Source organism: Streptomyces sp. NPDC050549, assembly GCF_040655035.1.
GTDB lineage: Bacteria > Actinomycetota > Actinomycetes > Streptomycetales > Streptomycetaceae > Streptomyces.
The window spans coordinates 132,094-155,523 of the sequence record NZ_JBFAJD010000002.1 but is presented as its reverse complement, the minus strand read 5'-3'; the positions used below and the strand labels follow the sequence as shown (position 1 = coordinate 155,523).

Genomic DNA, 23,430 nt, shown 5'->3' with positions numbered 1-23,430 from the left:
TCGCCGCCGCCGGGGGGAGATCTCCTCCGGGAGGCGGACCGCTCGGGGAAACCGGTCCGAAGGGGATGACCTTGAGAGCTCGGGGCTCCGGGTCAGAACAGGGGAGGACAGGCCCCGGCGCCGCACGGCGCCGGGGCCTTCCCCACGTTTGCGGCACATCCTCCCGCCCCCTCACGGTCATATGCCTCACGCGACAGCCTGGCACGCGAAACGTCCCCGCGCTGCGATTCAGCGCACTGAATCTTGGAAACTCCGCGACCGGCGGAACGTCACAACTGCCTCTCCAGCCCCGCGAGTTGACGGTCCCGCCGGGCGAAAGGCACGGTCAGCGCTTGGCGACGAACACATGCGAGGCGATGTCCGAGTCCAGCTCGGCCGCCTCGCCACCGCTGCCCACCAGCACCCCGCCCGCCGACTCCGTCACACTCACCACCGAGCCGGGCTGCACACCCGCGCGGCGCAGTGTGTACATCAGCTGGGCGTCCGTCTGGATGGGCTCGCCGATCCGGCGCACCACGACCGTCTTGCCGTCCAGGCCCGGGTCCAGCTCGGCCAGCGACACCATGCCCTCGTCGAGGAACGGGTCGGCCCCGTCCTTCTCGCCCAGCTCCTCGAGACCGGGGATCGGATTGCCGTACGGCGACTCCGTGGGGTGGCGCAGCAGCTCCAGGACCCGCCGCTCCACGGCCTCGCTCATCACGTGCTCCCAGCGGCAGGCCTCGGCGTGCACCTGCTCCCACTCCAGGCCGATCACGTCGACGAGCAGACACTCGGCGAGCCGGTGCTTGCGCATCACACGCGTGGCCAGGCGGCGGCCCTCGTCGGTCAGCTCCAGATGGCGGTCGCTGGCGACGGCCACCAGACCGTCGCGCTCCATGCGTGCCACCGTCTGGCTCACCGTCGGGCCGCTCTGGTCGAGCCGCTCGGCGATGCGGGCGCGCATGGGGACCACACCTTCCTCCTCCAGCTCGAGGATGGTGCGGAGATACATCTCCGTGGTGTCGATCAGTCCGGACATACGTGCCCCTCGATTACCTCTGCCCGAAGCTCGGCGGCTCCGCGGCGCGTGCGCTGGCCCTGGACTCAATTCTGACGCATCGCACTGACAACCGTGCCGCACCGTTGAAACCAGCCGGTTACGGCGGTCCGCGAACCCCCTCTCCGCCCGCTCCGCAGCGGACCGGATCGCCCTCGACGCCGTATTGACATCCACTTGGTCCAGACCGCACGGTGATCCGCGACACAAACTCACCGAGGGGGCTCCCGCATGAGCGACCGTACGCCGGCCGGCCAGTTCTTCGACGCCGCGATCACCCTGCTCCAGCGGGTCAGCGACGAAGAGGCCGACTCCGTCGGGGCGGCCGGCACGCTCCTCGCGGACACCGTGGCCGACGGCGGGCGCCTCTTCGCCTTCGGCGCCGGGCACTCCTCGCTCGCCGCGCAGGACCTCGTCTACCGCGCGGGCGGCCTCGCCCTGATGAACCTGCTCGTGGTGCCCGGAGTCCTCGGCGTCGACGTCATGCCGGCCACGCTGGGCTCCGCCCTGGAGCGCGTCGACGGCCTCGCGGGCGTGGTCCTGGAGACGTCACCGCTGCGCTCCGGCGACGCCCTGGTGATCATCTCGCTGTCCGGGCGCAACGCCCTGCCCGTGGAGATGGCCATGAAGGCCCGCGCCCTCGGCGTCCGCGTCATCGGCGTGACCTCGGTGGCCTACGCCTCGGAGACGACGTCACGGCACTCCTCGGGGACATATCTCAAGGACCACTGCGACGTCGTACTCGACTCGAAGATCGCGATCGGCGACGCGGAACTCACCCACGACGCCATCCCCGCCCCCTTCGCCCCCGCCTCCACGGTCGTCACCGCGGCCCTCCTCCAGGCCGTCATGGCGACGACGGCGGCGACCCTGGCCGACCGCGGCATCGAACCGCCGCTGCTGCGCTCCGGGAACGTGGACGGCGGCCACGAGTGGAACGGCCGGGTGTTCGAGGAGTACCGGGACCGGATCTTCTACCAGTACTGAGCCACCCCTACTGCTTCCCGCCCGCCTCCGCCGCCAGATCCAGCGCCGCCGCGATCCGTACGGCCACGTCCTCGGCGTAGATCGAGTCGGACCGTTCGAACTGGCTGCGGCCCGCCCCGCGCAGGAACGTCACCACACCCAGCGTCCGGCCCCGGCTGCGCAGCACCGCGCACAGCGCGTGCACGGCGTCCTGGGGCCACTGGCGGGCCCGGGCCCACTCCCGGGCCTGCTCGGGCGGGGCGGTGCCGATGCCGGCCCGCACCGAGCCGACGCGTTCGACGCACTGCAGGGCGGGATGCCCCTCTCCGTAGCGCACGGGCAGCCCGGCCGCGCCGGACAGCAGGCTGGGTCCCGGCGCCCCCGTGGGCGTGGCGGCGACCCGGACGAGCCGTACGGCCGCTGCCGGCGCGGCGTCGGTATCGTTCAACGATCCGCCCACGACCCGGTCGACGAGCGCGTGGTCGGCGAAGCCGGCGAGGGCGAAGTCGAGGTGGACGGTGGCCGCGTCGCGCGGGTCCTCGCACTCGGCGGCGGCGCGCGCGGCCCGGTGCAGCTGCTGGGCGCGGAAGCGCAGTAGCGAGGCCTCCTGCTCGATCTGCTTGGCCTCGGTGACGTCCTGGAAGAGCCAGCCGACGCCGAGCGGCACCGGTTCCTCGGTGAGCGGCGAGGCCAGCCGCAGGAACCCGCTCCGCCAGCAGCGCCGCAGATGCCCCTCGGGCGTCCGTACGCTCACCCAGATCTCGGCCGGCGCGGGCGGCGCGCCCTCGGCCAGCACATGTGTGAGCGCGGCCTCCAACTCCTCGACACCCTGGGCCAGCAGCTCGCCGAGAGGCCGTCCGAGGACGGAGGTGCGCCCGGTGCCGAGCGCCCGCGCGGCATGCGCGTTGACGACGGCGGGCCGCAGATCGGCGTCTACGAGCACGACCCCCCAGGAGGCGTCCTCGAAAAGAGCCTCACTGAGGGCGATCGACCGCTCCAGGTCGATCTGGGCATGCACCTCACTGAAGGCGCAGTAGACCCCGGCGGGCTTCCCGTCGGGCCCGCGCACGGCGGCGGACTGCGTGCGCACGAGCACCCGCCCGCCGTCCTTGGTCAGCAGGGCGAATTCATTCACCTGCCGCCCGGGAGCCTGCATGGCGGACATCAGCCGCCCCTCGACCTCCTCGGCGTCCGCACTCCGTACGGCCCACCCGGCCAGCCCCTGCCGCCCCACGGCCTCGGCCGCGGTCCAGCCGAGAATGCGCTCGGCCTCACGGTTCCAGTGGGTCAGCACCCCGTCGGCGTCGAAGGCACACAGTGCCGCGTCCATTCCGTCCAGCAACGCGGCGAGCAGATCGGACCCGCCGACCGCCTCGGGACCACCGTCCCGCTCGGGCTCGTCGGGACCCAACTCGTCGGTGGTCCCACTACGCCGGGAAGCACTCACCTGGACCCCCTGCTGCAGGCTGCGTCCGCGGACACGGAGCGTCGGTTCACTCACTCACCATCATTCAACTCGAACGTGACGCAGCACACACCGCGTTCCCGCAAGATTGAGGGAATCGTTGTACGGCGCCGCTTCCGGCACCGGCACACTCGACCGATGCCCGCCCGCCTCCCCCTGGACGAACAGCTCACCGCGCTGCGGACGACGCTGTCCCGCAACCGGACCCTCCTGGAAGTCCTCGACCGCACCGCGGCTCTCGGCCTCCCCGACTGGTACCTGACCGCGGGCTGCCTCTTCCAAACGATCTGGAACGCGGTCACCGGCCGTCCCCCGGCCCACGGCATCAAGGACTACGACGTCTTCTACTACGACTCCACGGACCTCTCCTGGGAGGCGGAGGACACGGCGATCCGGGCCGGCCGCGAAACCTTCGCCGGTCTCCCCGCCGAGGTGGAGATCCGCAACGAGGCCCGGGTCCACCTCTGGTACGAGGAGAAATTCGGCTCCCCGTGCCCGCCTTACGACTCCGTGGAGTCCGCGATCGACTCCTTCGCGTCGACCACCTGCTGCCTCGCCGTACGCCTCAAGGAGGACGGCGACTGGCGCGTCTACGCCCCGCACGGCCTCTCCGACATCTTCAACCTCGTCGTACGCCCGAACCCGGTTCAGGCACCACAGGAGGTCTACGAGACGAAGGCGGCCCGCTGGCAGCGGGTCTGGCCGGAGCTGACGGTGCTGCCGTGGCCTATGCCGTCCGCGAAAAGCGGTTGATCCGTCGGCGCGGGGTTCTTAGGGTGGCCAGTACTTCGGAAAGGAGGTGGTTCGGCAGATGTATGAATACCGGACGGAAGAGGTGGCTGCGGGCTAGTTGCCCGCCGTCGTACTCGGTTCGGCGCCGGGCCCGCGTGTGCGAGTCGCACGCAACCGGCCTAACCCAACGCAGTCACCCGACCCGCGAGCTCGCCGGTACGTCCGGCCGGCTCCCCCGCCGTGAGGCGGAGGGACCTGAGCTCGCGGGTCGTCTGCGTGTCAGGCGCGCGACGATCGTTGCGATCACGACCGTTGCCAGGCCGATTCCGCCGAAGATCAGGGGCAGCAGCCACAGGGAGGCGAAGCCGTTGATCCGCGCGTCCCCGGGGGAGTCCGCGTGGTAGAGGACCTCGACGCGGTCGCCCGTCTCGTACGACGGCGGATTCGAGCCCGTGGAGCCGCGGAACGTGCGCCGTGCGCCGTGTGCCGGGGTGAACTCGACGACCGGGTACGCCATCGGGCCGCTGTTGGCGCGGCTCGTGCGGGAGGTGCCGGTGCTGTGGCCGGGCCGCCGGTCCAGGGACACGACCGTGCCCGGGGCGCGGTCCGCGCCCGTCAGGAACGAGACCGACACCCCGGCCAGGATCAGCCCGACGGTCAGGAACAGCGATCCGAACGTGATCACTCCGACGAGGATCCATCGGCGGGCGCCCAGCCCGCCCGACTGAAACCGAAACCGCACGTCATCCCCTGTCCCTGGGCCGGAGTCAGGGACCTTATCCCAGGTCCGGGACCGGAAGAGTTCAGGGGCTGAGGCGCTCCACCCGCCAGCTGCCGTCCTGTTGCGCGGTGTAGCGGAGGCGGTCGTGAAGGCGGTTCTCGCGGCCCTGCCAGAACTCGACCGTCTGCGGGGCGATGCGGAAGCCGCCCCAGTGGGGCGGGACCGGGACCCGTTCGCCCTCGGGGTAGCGGGCGGCCAACTCGGCGTAGGACGACTCCAGTTCGGTCCGGGAGGCGATCACCGAGGACTGGGCGCTGGCCCAGGCGCCGAGCTGGGAGCCGTGCGGGCGGGTGCGGAAGTACGCGGCGGTCTCGTCCCGGCCGGTACGGCGGGCGGTACCGGTGACCAGGACCTGGCGGGCCATCGGGTGCCAGGGGAAGAGCAGGGAGACGTACGGGTTGGCGGCGAGTTCGCGGGCCTTGCGGGACTCGTAGTTCGTGTAGAAGACGAAGCCCTGGTCGTCGTAGTCCTTGAGGAGGACCGTGCGGGAGCTGGGGCGTCCCTCGGGGTCGGCGGTGGAGACGACCATGGCGTTGGGCTCGTAGACCAGCTCCTGGACGACGGCCTCCTCGAACCAGCGGCCGAACTGGGCCATGGGAGCGGCGGCCAGGTCGCTCTCGTCGAGGCCCGCCATCCGGTACTGCTTGCGCATCGCGGCGGGGTCGAGGCGGGGATCACGGGCGGCGGGGTCGCGGTCGGTCACGGCGGTCATCTTGCCGTACGGCCGGTGCGGCCACGAGTTCGGGTGGCACTGAGTGCCGCAGCCCTCCCTATCCGTGGCACCCGGCGTTATGGTGCTGATGTCTCTACCTTCGGCCCGCGAGTCCCCCGCGACCGTGGAGCCACAGCATGAGGAGCCGCCTGATGTCCGACTTCGTACCCGGTCTCGAAGGAGTCGTCGCGTTCGAGACGGAGATCGCCGAACCGGACAAGGAAGGCGGCGCCCTGCGGTACCGGGGCGTCGACATCGAGGATCTGGTCGGTCATGTCTCGTTCGGCAACGTCTGGGGGCTGCTCGTCGACGGCGCCTTCAACCCCGGACTGCCGCCCGCCGAGCCGTTCCCGATCCCGGTGCACTCCGGTGACATCCGCGTCGACGTGCAGTCCGCGCTGGCCATGCTCGCGCCCGTGTGGGGCCTCAAGCCGCTCCTCGACATCGACGAGGAGCAGGCCCGCGACGACCTCGCCCGCGCGGCCGTCATGGCGCTGTCCTACGTCGCCCAGTCCGCGCGCGGGCAGGGGAACGCGATGGTGCCGCAGCGCGAGATCGACAAGGCGCAGTCCGTCGTCGAGCGGTTCATGATCCGGTGGCGGGGCGAGCCCGATCCGAAGCATGTCGCGGCTGTCGATGCCTACTGGACGTCCGCCGCCGAGCACGGCATGAACGCGTCGACGTTCACGGCTCGGGTCATCGCGTCGACCGGGGCCGATGTCGCCGCCGCGCTGTCGGGGGCCGTGGGCGCCATGTCCGGGCCGCTGCACGGTGGTGCGCCGTCCCGTGTGCTCGGGATGATCGAGGAGATCGAGCGGACGGGGGACGCCGAGGCGTACGTCAAGCAGGCGCTCGACAAGGGTGAGCGGTTGATGGGGTTCGGGCACCGGGTGTACCGGGCCGAGGATCCCCGGGCACGTGTACTGCGGCGTACGGCGCGGGAGTTGGGGGCACCGCGGTTCGAGATCGCGGAGGCGTTGGAGAAGGCCGCGCTCGCGGAGTTGCATGCTCGGCGTCCCGACCGGGTGCTGGCGACCAACGTCGAGTTCTGGGCGGCGATCGTTCTCGACTTCGCCGAGGTGCCGGCGCACATGTTCACGTCGATGTTCACGTGTGCGCGGACCGCGGGGTGGTCGGCACACATTCTTGAGCAGAAGCGGACGGGGCGGTTGGTGCGGCCGTCCGCGCGGTATGTGGGGCCTGCGAGTCGCGGTCCGCAGGAGATCGAGGGGTTTGGGGACATCGCCCACTGAGAGGGGTGGACCGGTTCGTGGGCGAGTGCGGGTGCGGGTGCGTGGGGGCTGGTCGCGCCCACGCGGCGGAGCCGCAAGTCGGCACAGCCCCGCGCCCCTAAAGGGCGCCCTCCAGCAGGTGGGTCCATTGGGCGACGACCCTCTCCCTGCGTCCCCTGTCGTCCGTGAGCAGGTTCGCCAGGCCCAGGCCTCTTGCCATGTCCAGGAGGCCCTGGACCGTCTCTCGTACGCCCGGTCTCGACTCGTCCGCGCCCAGGAGGTCCACGGCGATTCTGTGGGTCTCTCGGCCTACTCTCGCCTCCAACTCCGTTACCCGGGGCCGGAGTTGGTCCTCGTTCGACGCGGCCACCCATAGGTGGAGGGCCGCGCGGAACAGGGGGCCCGTGTAGAGGTCGACCAGGGCCTCGACCACTGCGCGGCGGTCTTCGGCGCCCTCCGGGAACAGAGCCCGGAGGGCCGTGGAGCGTTCCTCGGCCACGTACTCGACGGCCGCCGTGAAGAGGTCCTCGCGGGTGGGGAAGTGGTGTTGGGCGGCGCCCCGGGAGACGCCGGCGCGTTCGGCCACGACGGCTACCGTGGAGCCCGCCCAGCCGTGTTCGGCGAGGCAGGACACGGCGGCTTCCAGGAGGCGCTGCCGGGTGGCCCGGCTGCGGTCCTGCTTGGGTCTGCGGTCGACCGTGCCCGGCGCGGGCGCCGCGCTCACACCAGCCATACGGGGTCCCGTCGTTCGAGGAAGGCCGTCATCCCCTCGCGGGCCTGCGCGGAGGCGAACAGCCGTGCCGAGAGCGCGGTCAGGTCGGCCGCGTCCCGGTCGAAGGTTTCCAGCACCCTAGCCGTGAGCAGCCGTTTCGTCTCGGCCAGGGCCTCGGGGGCGGAGCGGCGCAGGCCGTCGAGGACGGGGGCGAGGGATTCGTCCACGTCCTCTCCCGCTGTCGTCAGCAGGCCGATGCGGGCCGCTTCCGGCGCGTCGAAGCGTTCGCCGGTGAGGTAGTAGCGGGCGAGGGCGCGGGGGTCCGTGCGGGGCAGGAGCGGGAGGGAGATCACCGCCGGGGCGACCCCGATCCGTACCTCCGTGAACGCGAAGGTGGCCGCTCCGGATGCCACCGCGATGTCGCAGGCCGCGAGGAGGCCCAGACCGCCCGCCCGTACGTGGCCCGTCACTCGGGCGACGACCGGCTTGGGCGTCTCCACGATCTGGCGGAGCAGGGCGACCAGGGCGTCCGGGGGCGGTGGGTTCCGTAGGTCCGCGCCCGCGCAGAACGTGTTCCCGGTGTGGGTCAGGACGATCGCCCGTACGTCCGTGTCCTTGGCGCAGTCGGTGAGGGCGTCCGCCAACTCGGCCACCAGGGGCGCCGACAGCGCGTTGCGGGTGTCCGGTGAGTCCAGGCTGAGGGTCTCGATGCCACGTTCGCGTGTCCGGCCGATCGGTGTCATGAGCGGCCTCGGAGTTCGCGGCGCAGGATCTTGCCGGAGGCGGCGCGCGGGACGGCGTCGATGAAGGTGACCCGGCGGACCCGCTTGTAGGGGGCGACGCGTTCGGCGACGTACATCATGACCTCGCCTTCGGAGAGTTCGGAGGGTTCTACGGCCGCCTCTTGGCGGACCACGTAGGCGTGCGGGACCTCGTTGTTGTCCTCGTTGTACTCGCCCACCACGGCCGCGTCGGCGATGCCCGGGTGGGTGAGCAGGAGTGCCTCCAGTTCGGCGGGGGCCACCTGGAAGCCCTTGTACTTGATGAGTTCCTTGACCCGGTCGACGACGAACGTCCAGCCGCCGGCGTCCACATGGCCGATGTCCCCGGTGTGCAGCCAGCCGTCCTCGTCGATCATCGCGGCGGTCTCGTCGGGGCGGCCCAGGTAGCCCTTCATCACCTGGGGGCCGCGGATGAGGAGTTCGCCGGCCTCTCCGATGCCGAGGTCCTTGGCGGGGTCGTCGAGGGAGACGATCCGCATCTCGGTACCGGCGATGAGTTTGCCGACCGTGCCCGGGGGTGCCGTGGGCATGTCCCGCACGGGGACCACATGGGTGCCCGGGGACAGTTCCGTCATGCCGTACGCCTGGCCCACGGGCGGCAGGCCGAGGCGCCTGGAGCAGGCCGCGGCGAGGTTCGCGTCGAGGGGGGCGGCGGCGCTGATGATGTACTTCAGGGACGAGAGGTCGTACTGCGCGACCGCCGGGTGCTTGGCCAGGGCCAGGACGATCGGCGGGGCGACGTAGAGACCGGTGATGCGGTGGTTCTGGATGGCCGCGAGGAAGGTTTCGAGGTCGAAACGGGGCAGCACGACTACCGCGGCGCCCTTCCGCAGGGGTGCGTTCATCAGGGCCGTGAGGCCGTAGATGTGGAAGAACGGCAGGACGGCGAGGATGCGGTCGCCCGGGCCGGCGGGGACCGCAGGCTCCAACTGGGCCAGGTTCGTGGCTATTTGACTGTGTGTCAGCATCACGCCCTTGGGGACGCCGGTCGTTCCCGAGGAGTACGGGAGGGCCGCGACGTCCTCCACGGGGTCGATGTCGACCACCGGCTCGGGGGCCGTCGAGGCGAGCATGTCGGCCAGCGAGCGGTGTCCGGGCGCACTGTCGCAGACGAATATCTCCTCGACGCCGCCCGCGAGTTCGGCCGCGCGGCGGGCCGCCTCCAGGAGCGGTGACACGGTGACGATCCAGCGGGCCGCCGAGTCCCGCAGCTGCTTGGCGAACTCCTCCGGCGTGGCGAGCGGGTGCACCGTCGTGACGGAGGCACCCGCGCGCGTGGCGGCGTAGAAGGCCAGCGGGAAGGCGACCGTGTTCGGGCTGTGCAGCGCGAGGACGTCCCCCTTGCGCACGCCCGCGTCGGCGAGGCCCGCCGCGATACTGCGATGGAACCGGTCCACCTGGGCGTACGTGAGGGTGGTGCCGTCCGTGCCGTCGATCAGCGCGGGCTCGTCCGCGAACTCCGCGACCCGGGCCAACACCGCGTCGTGGATGGGGAGTTCTACGGCCGGAACGTCTGCGTACTCGCTGCGGAACATGGTTCCTCCTGGCACGAACTGACATGGGCCGCCGAGTGACTAGTACGACTTGGGCAGGCCCAGGGTCTGGTGGGAGACGTAGTTGAGAATCATCTCCCGGCTCACCGGAGCAATACGAGCCACACGCGCGGCGGTTATCAACGACGCGAGCCCGAACTCGCGCGTGAGGCCGTTCCCGCCGAGGGTGTGCACGGACTGGTCCACGGCCCGCACGCACGCCTCCCCCGCCGCGTACTTGGCCATGTTCGCCGCCTCGCCCGCCCCGACGTCGTCCCCCGCGTCGTACAGATACGCCGCCTTCTGCATCATCAGACGGGCCAGTTCGAGGTCGATGTGCGCCTGTGCGAGCGGGTGCGCGATGGCCTGGTGGGCGCCGATGGGGGCGTCCCACACGGTGCGGTCGCGCGCGTACTCGACGGCGCGGGCGAGCGCGTAGCGGCCCATGCCGATCGCGAAGGCGGCCGTCATGATGCGTTCCGGGTTGAGGCCGGCGAAGAGCTGCAGCAGACCCGCGTCCTCGTCGCCGACGAGCGCCTCGGCGGGCAGTCGTACGTCGTCCAGGGTCAGCTCGAACTGCTTCTCCGCCGCCTGGAGTTCCATGTCGATCTGGCGGCGCGTGAAGCCCTCCGCGTCGCGCGGGACGATGAACAGGCAGGGCTTGAGGCGGCCCGTGCGGGCGTCTTCCGTGCGGCCGACGATCAGGGTCGCGTCGGCGAGGTCCACCCCGGAGATGAAGACCTTGCGGCCGGTGAGCAGCCAGTCCGCGCCGTCCCTGCGGGCGGTGGTGGTGATGCGGTGGCTGTTGGAGCCGGCGTCGGGTTCGGTGATGCCGAAGGCCATCGTGCGGGTGCCGTCGGCGATTCCGGGGAGCCAGTCACGTTTCTGTTCTGCTGTGCCGAAGCGGGCGATTACCGTGCCGCAGATTGCCGGTGAGACGACCATCATCAACAGGGGGCAGCCTGCTGCTCCCAACTCCTCCAGGACTATGGAGAGTTCGGAGATACCGCCGCCTCCGCCTCCGTATTCCTCGGGGAGGTTGACGCCCAGGTAGCCGAGTTTGGCCGCCTCGGACCAGAGTTGTTCTCGGTCGTAGTCGCGGCCGTGGCGTTTGCCCAGGGCGGAGACGGCCGCGCGTAGGGCCTTGTGTTCTTCGGTTTCGGTGGTGGGCATGTGGCTCCCTCGTTGTGGCTGGTCGTGCTCGCGCGGCGGTAGCCGCATATCGATACAGTCCCGCGTCCCTTCAGGTGGGCTGGACTATCGCCAATAGAGAGGCGAGGGGCACCTGTTGGCCAGGCACCGCATTCAGGGCCGTCAGTCGGCCTGTGACCGGGGCTGTGATCTTGTGTTCCATCTTCATCGCCTCCAGCCAGAGGAGGGGGTCTCCGGCCTTCACGGATGCCCCTACGGCCAGGCCCTCCGCGACTCTCACCACCGTGCCCGGCATCGGTGCCAGCAGGGAGCCGGGGGCCAGTTGGGCGGTCGGGTCGGGGAAGCGGGGCAGGGCCGTCAGGGTCGTCGCGTTCACGTGCACCTTGTCGGCGTTGTACTGGGCTACCTCGAACTTCCTTCGTACGCCGTCCACTTCGAGTACGACCAGGCCCGCGTCCGCGTGGATGACGCGCACCCCTTCCGCGGTCAGGCCGTCCCTCGTGTGGCGGTAGTGGACCTCGTGCTCCTCGCCCGCCATGACGTAGCGCTTGGTCTGTGGCTGGGACGGGAGGTTGCGCCAGCCGGTGGCGAAGCGGGAGCGGCCGTGGGTGTCGGCCAGGGCCGCGGCCAGGGGGGCGTGCGGGTCCGGGGCCGAGGTGGTGAGTTCGGTGAGGTGACGGTCGTAGAAGCCCGTGTCCATGTGGGCGGTGGTGAACTCCTTGTGGCGCAGGGAGCGTACGAGAAGGTCGCGGTTGGTGAGCGGGCCGTGGACCGTCGCCCGGTCGAGGGCTCCGGCGAGTTTGCGGACGGCTTCGGCGCGGGTGGGGGCGTGTGCGACGACCTTGGCGAGCATCGGGTCGTAGTGGACGCCGATGTCGTCGCCGTCGGCGTAGCCGGTGTCGAGGCGGACGCCGTCCGGGACGGACAGGCGGTGCAGGGTGCCGGTCTGGGGAGTCCAGTCGGCCGCCGGGTCCTCGGCGTAGAGGCGGGCCTCCACGGCGTGGCCGCGGGGGCGGGGAGGGGCTGTCTCCAGGGGCTCGCCCTCCGCGATCCGTAGTTGCAGGGCCACCAGGTCGATGCCGAACACGGCCTCCGTGACGGGGTGTTCGACCTGGAGGCGGGTGTTCATTTCGAGGAAGTGGGGCCTGCCGTCGGGGGAGATGAGGAACTCGACCGTCCCTGCGCCCTCGTAGGCGACCGCGCGGGCGGCGCGTACGGCCGACTCGCCCAGTTCCCGCGCGAGTTCCTCGGTGAGGCCCGGCGCCGGGGACTCCTCGATCACCTTCTGGTGGCGGCGCTGGAGGGAGCAGTCGCGGGTGCCGAGGGCCCAGACCGTGCCGTGGGTGTCGGCGAGGATCTGCACCTCGACGTGCCGGCCGCCCTCCACGTAGGGCTCGACAAAGACCTCACCGTCACCGAAGGCGCTGGTGGCCTCCGCTCGGGCCGCCGTCAACTCGGCGTCGAGGTCGGCGAGTTGGCGTACGACGCGCATACCGCGGCCGCCACCGCCCGCCGCCGCCTTCACCAGGACGGGGAGGTCGGCCTCGGTGACATGGTCCAGGGAGGCGATCCCCATGAGTTCCTTTGCGCGGGTCTTGGAGGCCATCGCCTCGATCGCCTCGGGGGGCGGTCCGATCCACACCAGGCCGGCGTCCAGGACGGCGCGGGCGAAGTCGGCGTTCTCGGAGAGGAAGCCGTAGCCGGGGTGCACCGCGTCCGCGCCCGACGCGACGGCCGCCTTCACGATCGACTCACCCCGCAGGTACGTCTCTTGGGGCGTCGCTCCGGGCAGCCGTACCGTCGCGTCGGCCACGCGTGCGTGCAGCGCGTGCTCGTCGGCGTCGGAGTGCACGGCGACGGTCCGGATGCCCAGTTCGCGGCAGGTGCGGAAGACCCGGCAGGCGATCTCGCCCCGGTTGGCGACCAGTACTGTCGAAATCACGTGATCCCTCACATCCGGAAGACGCCGAAGCCACCGCGCGCGCCCTCGAAGGGCGCCGTGTGGAGGGCGGACAGGCACAGGCCGAGGACGGTGCGGGTGTCGCGCGGGTCGATGACACCGTCGTCGTACAGCCGCCCCGACAGGAACATCGGCAGGGACTCCGACTCGATCTGCTGCTCCACCATGGTGCGCAGCGCCGCGTCCGCCTCCTCGTCGTAGGGCTGCCCCTTGGCCACGGCCGACTGGCGGGCGACGATCGACAGGACGCCGGCGAGCTGCTGGGGGCCCATGACGGCGGACTTGGCGCTGGGCCAGGCGAAGAGGAAGCGGGGGTCGTAGGCGCGCCCGCACATGCCGTAGTGGCCGGCGCCGTACGAGGCGCCCATGAGTACGGACAGGTGCGGTACGCGGCTGTTGCTGACGGCGTTGATCATCATCGCGCCGTGTTTGATGATGCCGCCCTGCTCGTACTCCTTGCCGACCATGTAGCCGGTGGTGTTGTGCAGGAAGAGGAGGGGGATGTCGCGCTGGTTGGCCAACTGGATGAACTGGGCGGCCTTTTGGGACTCCTGGCTGAACAGCACGCCCTGCGCATTGGCGAGGATGCCGACGGGATAGCCGTGCAGGGTGGCCCAACCGGTCACCAGGCTGGAGCCGTAGAGGGGCTTGAACTCGTCGAAGTCGGACGCGTCGACGAGGCGGGCGACGACCTCGCGCGGGTCGAAGGGGGTCTTGAGATCCCCCGGGACGATGCCCAGCAGCTCGTCCTCGTCGTACTTGGGGGGTGCGGCCGGGCCCGGATCGTCGTACGCCTTGCGGTGGTTGAGGCGGGCGACGACGCGGCGCGCCTGCCGCAGCGCGTCCTGCTCGTCCACGGCGAAGTGGTCGGCGAGTCCCGACACACGCGCGTGCATCTCGGCGCCGCCGAGCGACTCGTCGTCGCTCTCCTCGCCGGTCGCCATCTTCACGAGCGGCGGCCCGCCGAGGAACACCTTGGCGCGCTCCTTGACCATGATCACGTGGTCGGACATGCCGGGGATGTACGCGCCGCCCGCGGTCGAGTTCCCGAAGACGACCGCGATGGTGGGGATACCGGCGGCCGAAAGGCGGGTCAGGTCACGGAAGATGGCGCCGCCGGGGATGAAGATCTCCTTCTGGGAAGGGAGATCGGCGCCGCCCGACTCGACGAGGCTGATGCAGGGGAGCCGGTTGGCGAGCGCGATGTCGTTCGCGCGCAGGGCCTTCTTCAGCGACCAGGGATTGCTCGCGCCCCCGCGCACGGTGGGGTCGTTGGCGGTGATCAGGCACTCCACGCCCTCGACGACCCCGATGCCGGTGACGAGCGCGGCGCCGACCGCGTAGTCGCTGCCCCAGGCGGCGAGCGGCGACAGTTCGAGGAAGGGCGTGTCGGGGTCGAGCAGCAGCTCGATGCGCTCGCGGGCGAGCAACTTGCCGCGTTTTAGGTGCCGTTCGACGTACTTCGGCCCGCCGCCCGCGAGCGCCTTCGCGTGCTCGGCGTCCAGTTCGGTGAGCTTGGCGAGCATGGCCTCGCGGTTGGCCCGGTAGTCGGGACCGTTGATGTCCAGGGCGGACGGAAGGACGGTCACAGCAGGGCCTCCGGAATGTCCAGTCGACGGGAACGCAGCCACTCGCCCAGGGCCTTGGCCTGCGGATCGAAACGGTGCTGGGCGGCGACCCCCTCGCCGAGAATGCCCTCGACGACGAAGTTGAGGGCACGAAGATTGGGCAGGACATGTCGGACGACCGTGAACTCCTCGGTCTCCGGAAGGAGTTGGCGGAACCGCTCGACGGTCAGCGCATGGGCGAGCCAGCGCCAGGCCTCATCCGTACGCGCCCACATCCCCACGTTGGCGTTCCCTCCCTTGTCACCGCTACGGGCCCCGGCGACCAGACCAAGGGCCGCCCGCACCGTGGGCCCGTCCGGCGGAGGCTCGGGGAGGGCAGGCTCTGGAACGTCTTCCAGTACGAGGGTGTCGTGGGCCGGGGCCACAGCAACCCGGCGCCCGTCGTGGAGGACGGCCGCATGGTCGACGGCGCCATGGGGGACATACACATCGTCGAAGACGCCATAGGGCGCTCCCTTTCCAGGTGGGGTCAGCACATGGAAGCCCGGGTAACTGGCCAGCGCGAGCTCGACGGCAGCCGCACTCAGCGCCCGCCCGACAACCTCCTGATCGGCATCCCGGACGACGAGCCGAAGCAGCGCACTGGCGGTCTCCTCGGTCGGCGCGTCTGCGTGATCTGTACGGGCGAGATCCCAACGGAGTTCACCGGGCCGGGACTTGGCCGCGCCGAACGCGAGGTCCATCTGTTCCTGGACGAGAGCGGCCTTGCGCTCGATGTCGAGCCCGGTGAGCACGAAGGCGACCTCGTTGCGGAAGCCCCCCAGCCGGTTGAGACCGACCTTGAGCGTCGACGGCGGAGCCTCCCCCCGCACCCCGTCGATCCGCACCCGATCGGGCCCGTCCTCGCCCAGCCGTACGGTGTCGAGGCGGGCGGTGACATCGGGACCGGCATACCGCGCCCCCTGCGTCTCGTAGAGAAGCTGAGCGGTGACGGTACCGACGTCGACGACTCCCCCCGTGCCCGGATGCTTGGTGATGACGGACGAACCGTCCTCATGGATCTCGGCCAGCGGAAAGCCGGGGTGGCGAAGCTTCTCCGCCGCATGCTCGGTGAAGAAGGCGTAGTTGCCGCCGGTGGCCTGGGTCCCGCACTCCAGCACATGTCCGGCGACCACGGCACCCGCGAGCCGGTCGTGGTCGCCGGGCCCCCACCCGAAGTGGGCGACAGCGGGTCCGGTGACCAGGGCCGCGTCGGTGACCCGCCCGGTGACCACGACATCGGCCCCCGCGCCGAGACAGGCGGCGATGCCGAACCCGCCGAGATAGGCATGAGCGGCGAGTGACCCCGGATACCGGGCGACGAGATCGTCCCCCTCGACGTGCGCGACCCGCACGGACATCCCCAGCCGGTCGGCCAACTTCCGTACGGCATCGGCGAGTCCGGCCGGATTGAGCCCACCGGCGTTGGTGACGATCCGCACCCCGCGATCGTGTGCGAGACCGAGACACTCCTCCAACTGCTTCAGGAAAGTGCGGGCGTACCCGGCACTCGGGTCCTTCAGCCGGTCCCGGCCCAGGATGAGCATGGTGAGCTCGGCGAGATAGTCGCCGGTGAGGACGTCGAGCTGTCCACCGGTGAGCATCTCGCGCAGGGCGTCGAAGCGGTCGCCGTAGAAGCCGGAGGCATTGCCTATTCGGAGGGGCGCGGGGCGGGGACTCACTGACCGGCCCCCTTCGACTTCGGCTGTCGCCCGGCACCGGGTGGGCCCGCGAACGCCTGGGCGATGTCGAGCCATCGACCGGCATCGGGTCCTACGGCCTCCACCGCGAGGTCGGCGCGGTGGGCTCGCTGGGTGACGAGAAGACAGAAGTCGAGGGCGGGCCCGGTGACACGCTGCGGAGCGTCGCCGGGACCGTAGGTCCACAACTCACCGGAGGGTGCGACGAGTTCGACCCGGAAGTCCTCACTCGGCGCCGTCAGCCCATGCACACCGAAGGCGAAGTCGCGCGCCCGTACACCAATACGCGCCACATGCCGGAGCCGGTCCGTAGGCGTCCTGACCACACCTACCGCGTCCGCCACGTCCTGGCCGTGGGCCCAGGTCTCCATGAGCCGACCGGTGGCCATGGAGGCGGCCGACATGGGTGGGCCGTACCAGGGGAAGCGGGTCTTTGCGGGTGCGGCGTACAGGGCGGCCAACAGGGCCGTCCGGCCGGCCCGCCAGTCCGCAAGAAGCTGGGCGGGAGGCTTCGCGGCACCCTCCTCCGCACCCTGGTCCACGAACGACTCGGGTGCGGCGAGCGCCTTCTCGACCAGCGCACCGAACGCGTCCTCGTCCGTCACGGCGAGCAAGGCCGAGTGGTCGGTCCAGGCCAGGTGGGCGATCTGGTGGGCGACGGTCCAGCGGGCGGCGGGAGTCGCGACCGCCCAGCCCTCCGGGCTCAACTCGGCGATCAGCCGGTCGAGTTCCTCGCTCTCCTCACGCAGGTCGTCGAACACGTGCGTTGGATCGGACATGAGGGGAGCATGGCAGGGGCGCCAGAAACAATCAAGCGTGCTTGCATTATTTGGGTGGGATGGTGTTTACGTGTGTGGTGAAGTCGCCGTTGGGCCGCCTACGCCTGAGGAGCAACCCCAGCAGCCTCCTCAGCCGCCTCCCGCTTCGCCTTCCCCCGCCCCACCTGAGTCCGCACAGCCCCCATGCTCGCCCCGATAACCAGCCCAATGGCCAGGACTTCAGCGACAGACAGTGCCTGGTGCAGGATCAGGAAGCCCGCCGTCGCAGCGATGGCAGGCTCCAGGCTCATCAGGATGGCGAAGGTGGAAGCAGGCAGCCGTCGCAGCGCCAGAAGTTCGAGCGTGTAGGGAAGAACGGAAGAAAGAACCGCCACCGCCGACCCGAGCGCGATGGTCACAGGGTTCAGCAGCCTCGTACCCGACTCCGCGACACCGAGCGGCAGAAACACCACCGCCGCCACGACCATCGCCAGCGCCAACCCGTCGGCCTGCGGAAAGCGGCGGCCCGTACACGCACTGAAGACGATGTACGTCGCCCACATGGCGCCGGCACCCAGCGCGAAGGCCACCCCCACAGGGTCCAGGCTGCCGAAGCCTCCCCCGCCGAGCAGGAACACACCCGCGAGGGCGAGTCCCGCCCACACCGCGTTCAGCGCACGCCGAGATGTCAGCACAGACAGGGCGAGTGGGCCCAGTACCTCCAGGGTCACCGCCGGTCCCAGCGGGATGCGGGCCAGTGACTGGTAGAAGAGCCCGTTCATGGCGGCCATCGTGACACCGAAGACGACGACCGTGCCCCAGTCCGTACGCGAGTGACCGCGCAGGCTCGGGCGGCAGACCACGAGCAGAACCACCGCCGCCACCAGCAGGCGAAGCGTCACCACACCCAGCGATCCCGCCCGCGGAATCATCGTCACCGCCAGTGCCCCACCGAACTGCACCGAGATCCCCCCGGCCAGCACGAGGCCCACCGGACCGAACCGGCGAGGGGCGGCAACCGGGGTCGGGCTCGCCGCCACGGGGGCGGTCGTAGACGTACTGGGGATGCTCACGGCGCTTCCAGGGGATCAGTTCGGGGTTCGTTCATCATGGTGCACTGCTCGGTCCATGGTAATGGACTGAGACAGGTGTGAGAACCCTTTATGCAACTGTCCTGGAGCCGTCCTGCCTGCCCCTCCGGATGATCAGTGACTCAGATGCCGCTCCAGGGAACCTCGTCACGGAACAGCGGCCGACCGTCGGGGAGGGTGGTGGGCAGAGGCCCGAAGAGCGGATCGGAGGCGTACTCGGCCTCGACGTACGCAGGTTGGTACACCGGCTGCGTCTGTTGCACTTGCTGCGCCTGATGCATCTGCTGTGGCTGCGGCGCCCAGCTCTCCACGAAGACCGGAGGCACGGCGTACTGAACCCCTGCCGCCACCCCCACCCCCACCCCGACCCCTGCCCCCGCCTCGGCGAACAACGGCAACCGCAACTCCCCGGTGTCCATCACCGCGTTGTTCTGCGAACGGTGCAGCCGCGAGTACGCCCCGCCCCGCGCCATCAGCTCGTCATGCCGCCCCGTCTCCACGATCCGGCCCCGGTCGACGACCAGGATCCGGTCGGCGTCGGGGGCGAGGTTGAGGTCATGGGTGATCATGATCGTCGTACGGCCGGCCATCAGCCGTCGCAGCGGTTTCACGACCCGCCGGGCGGCCATCGAGTCCAGCCCGGTCGTCGGTTCGTCGAGGACGAGGACCGGGGCGTCGCGCAGGATCGCCCGGGCGATCGCCAGCCGTTGGAGCTGACCGCCGGACAGGCGGGCCGAGTTGGGGTCGACCCTCGTGTCGTAGCCGTCGGGCAGGCGGAGGATGAACTCGTGGGCGTCGGCCGCGATCGCCGCGTCCATGATCGCCTGTTCGCTCGCGCCGGGTCGGCCGCAGGCGATGTTCGCGCGGACGGTGTCGTGCAGGACGAGGGTCTCCTGCGGGAGCAGGGTCACGTACTCGCGCAGGCGGGCGAGCGGGAGGTCCCGCAACGGGACGCCGTCGAGAAGGACTTCGCCGGCGTCGGGGTCGTAGAAGCGGAGCAGCATCTTGGAGACCGTGGACTTGCCGGCGCCGCTGGGGCCGGTGACGATCACCAACTCGCCGGGGTTGACGGTGAAGGAGAGGCCCTCCAGGGCCGTCCGGTCGGCGCCCGGGTAGCTGAACGAGACGTCGCGGAGTTCGACCGTGCCGTCGGGACGGCCGAACTCCGTGCCGTGGCCGGGGTCGGCGACCGACGGTCGTACGTCCAGGATCTCGATCAGGCGCTCGGCGCCGGCGGTGGCGGCGGTGATGGTGAGGCCGAGTTGGGCCAGGCCGCGGACGGGCGGGTAGAGGTAGCCCAAGAAGGCGGAGAAGGCGAGGAGTTGGCCGAGGGTCATGCGGCCGGTGGAGATCTCCCAGGCGCCGATGCCGATGACGGCGAGCACGCACACGGTCTCGATGACGCTGACGAGTTGCTCGTACGCCTCGTTGAGGCGGGTCGAGCGGACGGAGGCGCGGAACCAGGCGCTCGCCTCCTCGTTCAGGCGTCGGCGTTCCGCGTCGCGGCGGCCGTAGGCCTGGGTGAGCACGATGTTGCCGAGGGACTCCTCGACGACGGAGGTGATCGCGCCGTCGGCGACCCGGCCCTCGCGCGAGACGTCCTTGATGGAGCCGGAGAAGCGGCGGGCGGCCAGCCAGAAGAGGGGGGCGAGGACGAAGGTGGCCGCGGCGAGGTCCCAGCGCAGCCAGAACGCGGCGGCGGCGTAGAAGAGTGCGGAGAAGACGGCCGAAGCGGTGCCTACGACGCCGGAGACCACGAGCGTCTCGATCGCCTCGACGTCACTGGTGAGGCGGGACAACAGGTCGCCCTGGCGGTGCCGTTGGAAGAAGTGCGGCGGCAACTGCTGTACGTGGTCGAAGACATGCTCGCGCAGCCTCATCACGAAGCGTTCGGTGGCCCAGGCGGCGAGGGAGTTGCCGGCGTAGGCGACGACCGCGCCGACGAGCGCGACACCCAGCCATTTGACGGCTGGGCTCCAGAACGCGGCGAGCGATCCCTTCGCCAGGGCGCGGTCGGTGAGGTCGCTGAAGAGGAGGATCGACTCGGTCTCGGCGAGTGCGGCGACCACCGTGCACACCCAGACGAGGATCAGCCAGCGTCTGAGGCCAACGGTGAGCGGCCAGAAACGGCGGAAAGCCGTGCGGGCGGGAATGGTGGGGGTTTCGTCGCCCTCGTATTCGAGGTCTTCCTCTTCCATATCCATGTCCACAACGCCCTCCACTTTCCGTCATCAGAATTCTTTGGATTTTCGAATTCAGGAAAGAAAAGAGGGCCGACTGCGTGGGTCGGCCCTCCTCACTACTGCCGGATCAGCTGTCCTGGCCGGGCAGCGGCTTCGGCAGCGGCTTCGGCGCGTGCTTCTTGCGGGGCTTCGGGGGCGGGGGCGGCAGCTGCTGCTTCTTGGGCTTGGGCAGCGGGGCGAGCTTGTTGAGGCCCATTCCGAACTCCTAGGTTGTGCAGAGGATTTTGTGCGTCAAAGTCGAGCGTTTTACCGCCCGGGGAATTCCCGACACCGATGAACTTACACGCCCCCGACGCCAAGAAGCAGCAAAGTCGGCAAGCGAACGGCAAGCAGGTGCTGTGAATACCTATGCGAATCCTGAGCGACGTCCGCCAACCTGAGAGTTCTCTAATAAACCTGAGAACAGCCTTAACGAACCTGTGCTTCCGCCCTCAGGCGAGGCCCTCAGCGGCGCGCCATGTAGAGGTCCAGCGCCTTGTGCAGCAGCCGGTTGAGGGGGAAGTCCCACTCCCCCAGGTACTCGACGGCCTCACCACCGGCGCCGGCCTTGAAGCGGAGCAGCCCCAGCAGGTGGTTCGATTCCTCCAGGGTGTCGGTGATGCCCCTGAAGTCGTATACGGCGGCGCCGAGTTGATGGGCGTCGGCCATCATGCGCCACTGCATCGCGTTGTTGGGCTGCACTTCGCGCTTGCGGCTGGTGGAGGCGCCGTAGGAGTACCAGACGTGCCGGCCGACGGTCAGCATCGTGGCCGCGGCGAGGATGTCGCCGTCGTGGTGGGCGAGGTAGAGGCGCATGCGGTCGGGGTGTTCGGTGGTGAGGGCGGTCCACATGCGCTGGAAGTAGGGCAGGGGGCGCGGGATGAAGCGGTCACGTTCGGCGGTCTCGGCGTAGAGCTCGTAGAAGGCGGGGAGTTCGTCGTAGCCGCCCCGGACCACCTTCACGCCGGCCTTCTCGGCCTTCTTGATGTTGCGGCGCCACTGCTGGTTGAGGCCTCGGTGGATCTCGTCCAACGACCGTCCGGCGAACGGCACTTGGAACACGTACCGCGGCTGCCCGGCCGCGAACCCGTCCTCTCCCCCGGGCTCCGTCTGCTGCCAGCCGGCGCGGCGCAGTCGGTTGGCGATCTCGTAGGCACGCGGTTCGTAGGACGTGGGCTCCGCGTCCCGCAGCCGCCGCGCGTCCGGGTCGGCGATCGCCGCCTTCACCGCGTCCGCGCTCCACCGCCGTACGACGACGGGCGGCCCCATCTTCACCGTGAACGCGCCCTGCGACTTGAGATGCGCGAGCATCGGGTCGAGCCAGCGGTCGAGATCGGCGGCGTGCCAGTCGATCACCGGCCCCTCGGGCAGATAGGCGAGGTACTTCTTCAACTTGGGCACGGGCCGGTACAACACGAGCCCGACCCCGACCAACTCCCCACTCCCCTCGAACCACCCGAGACTCTCCGCCCGCCAGTCGGGCTTCACCTCGCCCCACGACGGCACCTGCATATGACTGGCGGAGGGGCGGGTCGCGACGAACGCCAGGTGTTCGTCGCGGGTGATGGGCCGGAGGCAGAGGCTGGTCATACGCAGGGCTCCCTACTGATGATCGAACCGCCAGCGTAGGAGCCCACTCCGGTGGGAGCTCGTACTGCAGCTCGCAGAGGTGGCCGGCCTTGACCGTGGCGGTCGCCTCGATGGGGCGTTCGAGTGCAATTCGGTGTCACTCACCGCCAATCCTTCGGGCTTCAAACCGTGTGCGAGCGACTGAGACGGGCCCTTACCCTCCGGTCATGGATCTTCGCGAAGAACTTCCGGGCGACAGAGAGTCTGTGCGGGACCTCCACCTGCGGGCGTTCGGTGACCACGGCCTTGTAGTGGCCGACCTGGTCGATACCCTGCGGGACACGATCACGACCGCGGACGGTCTCTCCCTGGTCGCCGAGCTCGACAGGCAGATCGTCGGGCACATCATGTTCACCCGCAGTCTGCTCGATGCCCCTCGGCAACTGGTTGAGGTGCAAGTGCTCAGCCCATTGGCCGTCATGCCCGAGCATCACAGGCACGGTATCGGCTCGGCCCTGGTCCGACACGGGCTGCGGACCCTCGCCGAGCGGGCTGTCCCTCTGGTCTTCCTGGAGGGCGATCCGAGCTACTACTCCCGCTTCGGCTTCGAGCCCGGGGCCGACCAGGGCTTCCGAAAACCATCCCTGCGCATTCCAGATGGAGCTTTCCAGGCCCTCAGACTCCCGGAGTACGAGCCGTGGATGACGGGGACACTGGTCTACGCAGAGCCGTTCTGGCGGCACGACGCAGTCGGCCTCCGCGACCCCAGCGCATAGTGCCGCGAGAGCCTCTGCACCTGTCGTGAGGCGCCGTGCGGTTGCTGGTCCGGACGGCGCGATGTCGCCAGGCCGTCCGGGTGGCAGAACAAGTACGCGTCGGCCAGATCGAGGACGCGGGGCAGCGCCTGCACCGGATCGTCCGCCGAGGCACTGGGTCTGTGGTGACCTGGCGGCAAGCCCAGATGATGCCGCTGTCCGCGCAGGGCATGCCCGTCGCGAAGATCGCCGAGGTCGCCTTCACCAGCGCGGACCGGGTCCGGGACGGGATCCACGACTTCAACGCCGATGGCTTCGAAGCGCTCTGCCCGAAGTTCGGAGACGGTCGGCCAAGAACGTTCGCCCTGCCCGAGCGGCGCGAGAACAAGAAGACCGCCAAGTCCAAGCCGGCTGAGCGCGGTCTGCCGTCTTCGACCCGGAGTCCCGCCAAGCCGGTCGGCTTCCTGGTCGCCGCGGGGTGGTCGACGACATCAGCCACGAGGGCCTGCGCATCCTGCCCCAACCGGGAGCCCCCGTCCCCGACGGCGGGCGACCTACACCCGACCGCACAGGGTCCCGGCACGTGTTGGCCAGGTCGGCCTGGGCAAGGACAAGCTTCTCCCCTCACCTGACCACGAAGAAGGACGCCCTGGTCGGCGACTGGGC

Annotated in this window: 21 protein-coding genes; 5 read left to right on the top strand and 16 right to left on the bottom strand. The window is 70.1% G+C overall.

Annotation, left to right across the window (positions count from 1 at the left end; translation table 11 throughout):
• Positions 1–325: 325 nt before the first annotated feature.
• Positions 326–1,018, bottom strand: a complete 693-nt coding sequence (locus tag AB0I51_RS04795) for a metal-dependent transcriptional regulator (RefSeq protein ID WP_019075666.1) — start codon at positions 1,016–1,018, stop codon at positions 326–328.
• Positions 1,019–1,267: 249 nt separating this feature from the next.
• Between AB0I51_RS04795 and AB0I51_RS04790 the strand changes: the two genes are divergently transcribed.
• On the top strand, positions 1,268–2,023 hold the full coding sequence (locus AB0I51_RS04790; RefSeq protein ID WP_362971431.1) for an SIS domain-containing protein: 756 nt from the start codon (positions 1,268–1,270) through the stop codon (positions 2,021–2,023).
• A 7-nt stretch (positions 2,024–2,030) separates the two neighbouring features.
• Here the strand turns inward: AB0I51_RS04790 and AB0I51_RS04785 are convergent, their stop codons facing one another.
• Positions 2,031–3,449 carry a PAS domain-containing protein gene (locus tag AB0I51_RS04785; RefSeq protein WP_362971429.1) on the bottom strand — a complete coding sequence of 473 codons (1,419 nt, stop codon included), beginning with the start codon at positions 3,447–3,449 and terminating at the stop codon, positions 2,031–2,033.
• 156 nt (positions 3,450–3,605) lie between these two features.
• Between AB0I51_RS04785 and AB0I51_RS04780 the strand changes: the two genes are divergently transcribed.
• Entirely contained in the window at positions 3,606–4,220 is a 615-nt protein-coding gene (locus AB0I51_RS04780; protein WP_362971427.1) for a nucleotidyltransferase family protein, read from the top strand.
• Positions 4,221–4,392: 172 nt separating this feature from the next.
• Here AB0I51_RS04780 and AB0I51_RS04775 read toward each other — a convergent pair whose 3' ends face one another.
• Positions 4,393–4,884 carry a DUF3592 domain-containing protein gene (locus AB0I51_RS04775; protein WP_362971425.1) on the bottom strand — a complete coding sequence of 164 codons (492 nt, stop codon included), beginning with the start codon at positions 4,882–4,884 and terminating at the stop codon, positions 4,393–4,395.
• Positions 4,885–5,002: 118 nt separating this feature from the next.
• Positions 5,003–5,692: a pyridoxamine 5'-phosphate oxidase gene (gene pdxH / locus AB0I51_RS04770; RefSeq protein ID WP_362971423.1), complete on the bottom strand. Its 690-nt coding sequence runs from the start codon at positions 5,690–5,692 to the stop codon at positions 5,003–5,005.
• A 152-nt stretch (positions 5,693–5,844) separates the two neighbouring features.
• Between pdxH and AB0I51_RS04765 the strand changes: the two genes are divergently transcribed.
• Positions 5,845–6,945 (top strand): citrate synthase 2, encoded by a 1,101-nt coding sequence (locus AB0I51_RS04765; RefSeq protein WP_362971421.1) that lies wholly within the window; start codon positions 5,845–5,847, stop codon positions 6,943–6,945.
• 97 nt (positions 6,946–7,042) lie between these two features.
• On the opposite strand, the gene AB0I51_RS04760 is transcribed toward AB0I51_RS04765, so the two are convergent.
• The 12 genes from AB0I51_RS04760 to AB0I51_RS04705 form a co-directional block, all read right to left on the bottom strand.
• On the bottom strand, positions 7,043–7,657 hold the full coding sequence (locus tag AB0I51_RS04760; protein ID WP_362971419.1) for a TetR/AcrR family transcriptional regulator: 615 nt from the start codon (positions 7,655–7,657) through the stop codon (positions 7,043–7,045).
• Positions 7,645–8,379, bottom strand: coding sequence for an enoyl-CoA hydratase family protein (locus AB0I51_RS04755; protein WP_362971417.1), 735 nt, complete (start codon positions 8,377–8,379; stop codon positions 7,645–7,647). Before AB0I51_RS04755 ends, AB0I51_RS04760 begins: the two co-directional genes overlap by 13 nt.
• Positions 8,376–9,953 (bottom strand): 4-coumarate--CoA ligase family protein, encoded by a 1,578-nt coding sequence (locus tag AB0I51_RS04750; RefSeq protein ID WP_362971415.1) that lies wholly within the window; start codon positions 9,951–9,953, stop codon positions 8,376–8,378. The genes AB0I51_RS04755 and AB0I51_RS04750 overlap by 4 nt, the downstream gene beginning before the upstream one ends.
• 39 nt (positions 9,954–9,992) lie before the next feature.
• A complete protein-coding gene (locus tag AB0I51_RS04745) occupies positions 9,993–11,123 on the bottom strand; it encodes an acyl-CoA dehydrogenase family protein (protein WP_362971413.1) in 1,131 nt (376 codons plus the stop codon).
• Positions 11,124–11,193: 70 nt separating this feature from the next.
• Positions 11,194–13,044: a biotin carboxylase N-terminal domain-containing protein gene (locus AB0I51_RS04740; protein ID WP_362971411.1), complete on the bottom strand. Its 1,851-nt coding sequence runs from the start codon at positions 13,042–13,044 to the stop codon at positions 11,194–11,196.
• Positions 13,045–13,052: 8 nt separating this feature from the next.
• The gene (locus AB0I51_RS04735) at positions 13,053–14,651 is read right to left on the bottom strand and encodes a carboxyl transferase domain-containing protein (RefSeq protein ID WP_362971409.1); all 1,599 of its coding nucleotides are present in this window, start codon (positions 14,649–14,651) and stop codon (positions 13,053–13,055) included.
• Complete coding sequence (locus AB0I51_RS04730) at positions 14,648–16,351, bottom strand: acyclic terpene utilization AtuA family protein (protein WP_362971407.1); 1,704 nt, start codon at positions 16,349–16,351, stop codon at positions 14,648–14,650. Before AB0I51_RS04730 ends, AB0I51_RS04735 begins: the two co-directional genes overlap by 4 nt.
• A complete protein-coding gene (locus AB0I51_RS04725) occupies positions 16,348–17,148 on the bottom strand; it encodes a TIGR03084 family metal-binding protein (RefSeq protein ID WP_362971405.1) in 801 nt (266 codons plus the stop codon). The genes AB0I51_RS04730 and AB0I51_RS04725 overlap by 4 nt, the downstream gene beginning before the upstream one ends.
• Positions 17,149–17,246: 98 nt before the next feature.
• Positions 17,247–18,167 carry an EamA family transporter gene (locus AB0I51_RS04720; protein ID WP_362971403.1) on the bottom strand — a complete coding sequence of 307 codons (921 nt, stop codon included), beginning with the start codon at positions 18,165–18,167 and terminating at the stop codon, positions 17,247–17,249.
• 173 nt (positions 18,168–18,340) lie between these two features.
• Positions 18,341–20,416, bottom strand: coding sequence for an ABC transporter ATP-binding protein (locus AB0I51_RS04715; protein WP_362971888.1), 2,076 nt, complete (start codon positions 20,414–20,416; stop codon positions 18,341–18,343).
• Positions 20,417–20,528: 112 nt separating this feature from the next.
• Positions 20,529–20,657, bottom strand: coding sequence for a hypothetical protein (locus AB0I51_RS04710; RefSeq protein ID WP_317882125.1), 129 nt, complete (start codon positions 20,655–20,657; stop codon positions 20,529–20,531).
• 248 nt (positions 20,658–20,905) lie between these two features.
• Positions 20,906–22,030 carry a peptidoglycan bridge formation glycyltransferase FemA/FemB family protein gene (locus tag AB0I51_RS04705; protein WP_362971401.1) on the bottom strand — a complete coding sequence of 375 codons (1,125 nt, stop codon included), beginning with the start codon at positions 22,028–22,030 and terminating at the stop codon, positions 20,906–20,908.
• 206 nt (positions 22,031–22,236) lie between these two features.
• Here AB0I51_RS04705 and AB0I51_RS04700 point away from each other — a divergent pair, with 206 nt between their 5' ends.
• Both AB0I51_RS04700 and AB0I51_RS04695 read left to right on the top strand, forming a co-directional pair.
• Positions 22,237–22,785: an N-acetyltransferase gene (locus tag AB0I51_RS04700; RefSeq protein ID WP_362971398.1), complete on the top strand. Its 549-nt coding sequence runs from the start codon at positions 22,237–22,239 to the stop codon at positions 22,783–22,785.
• Positions 22,786–22,865: 80 nt separating this feature from the next.
• Positions 22,866–23,396 carry a helix-turn-helix domain-containing protein gene (locus AB0I51_RS04695; RefSeq protein WP_362971396.1) on the top strand — a complete coding sequence of 177 codons (531 nt, stop codon included), beginning with the start codon at positions 22,866–22,868 and terminating at the stop codon, positions 23,394–23,396.
• Positions 23,397–23,430 lie beyond the last annotated feature (34 nt).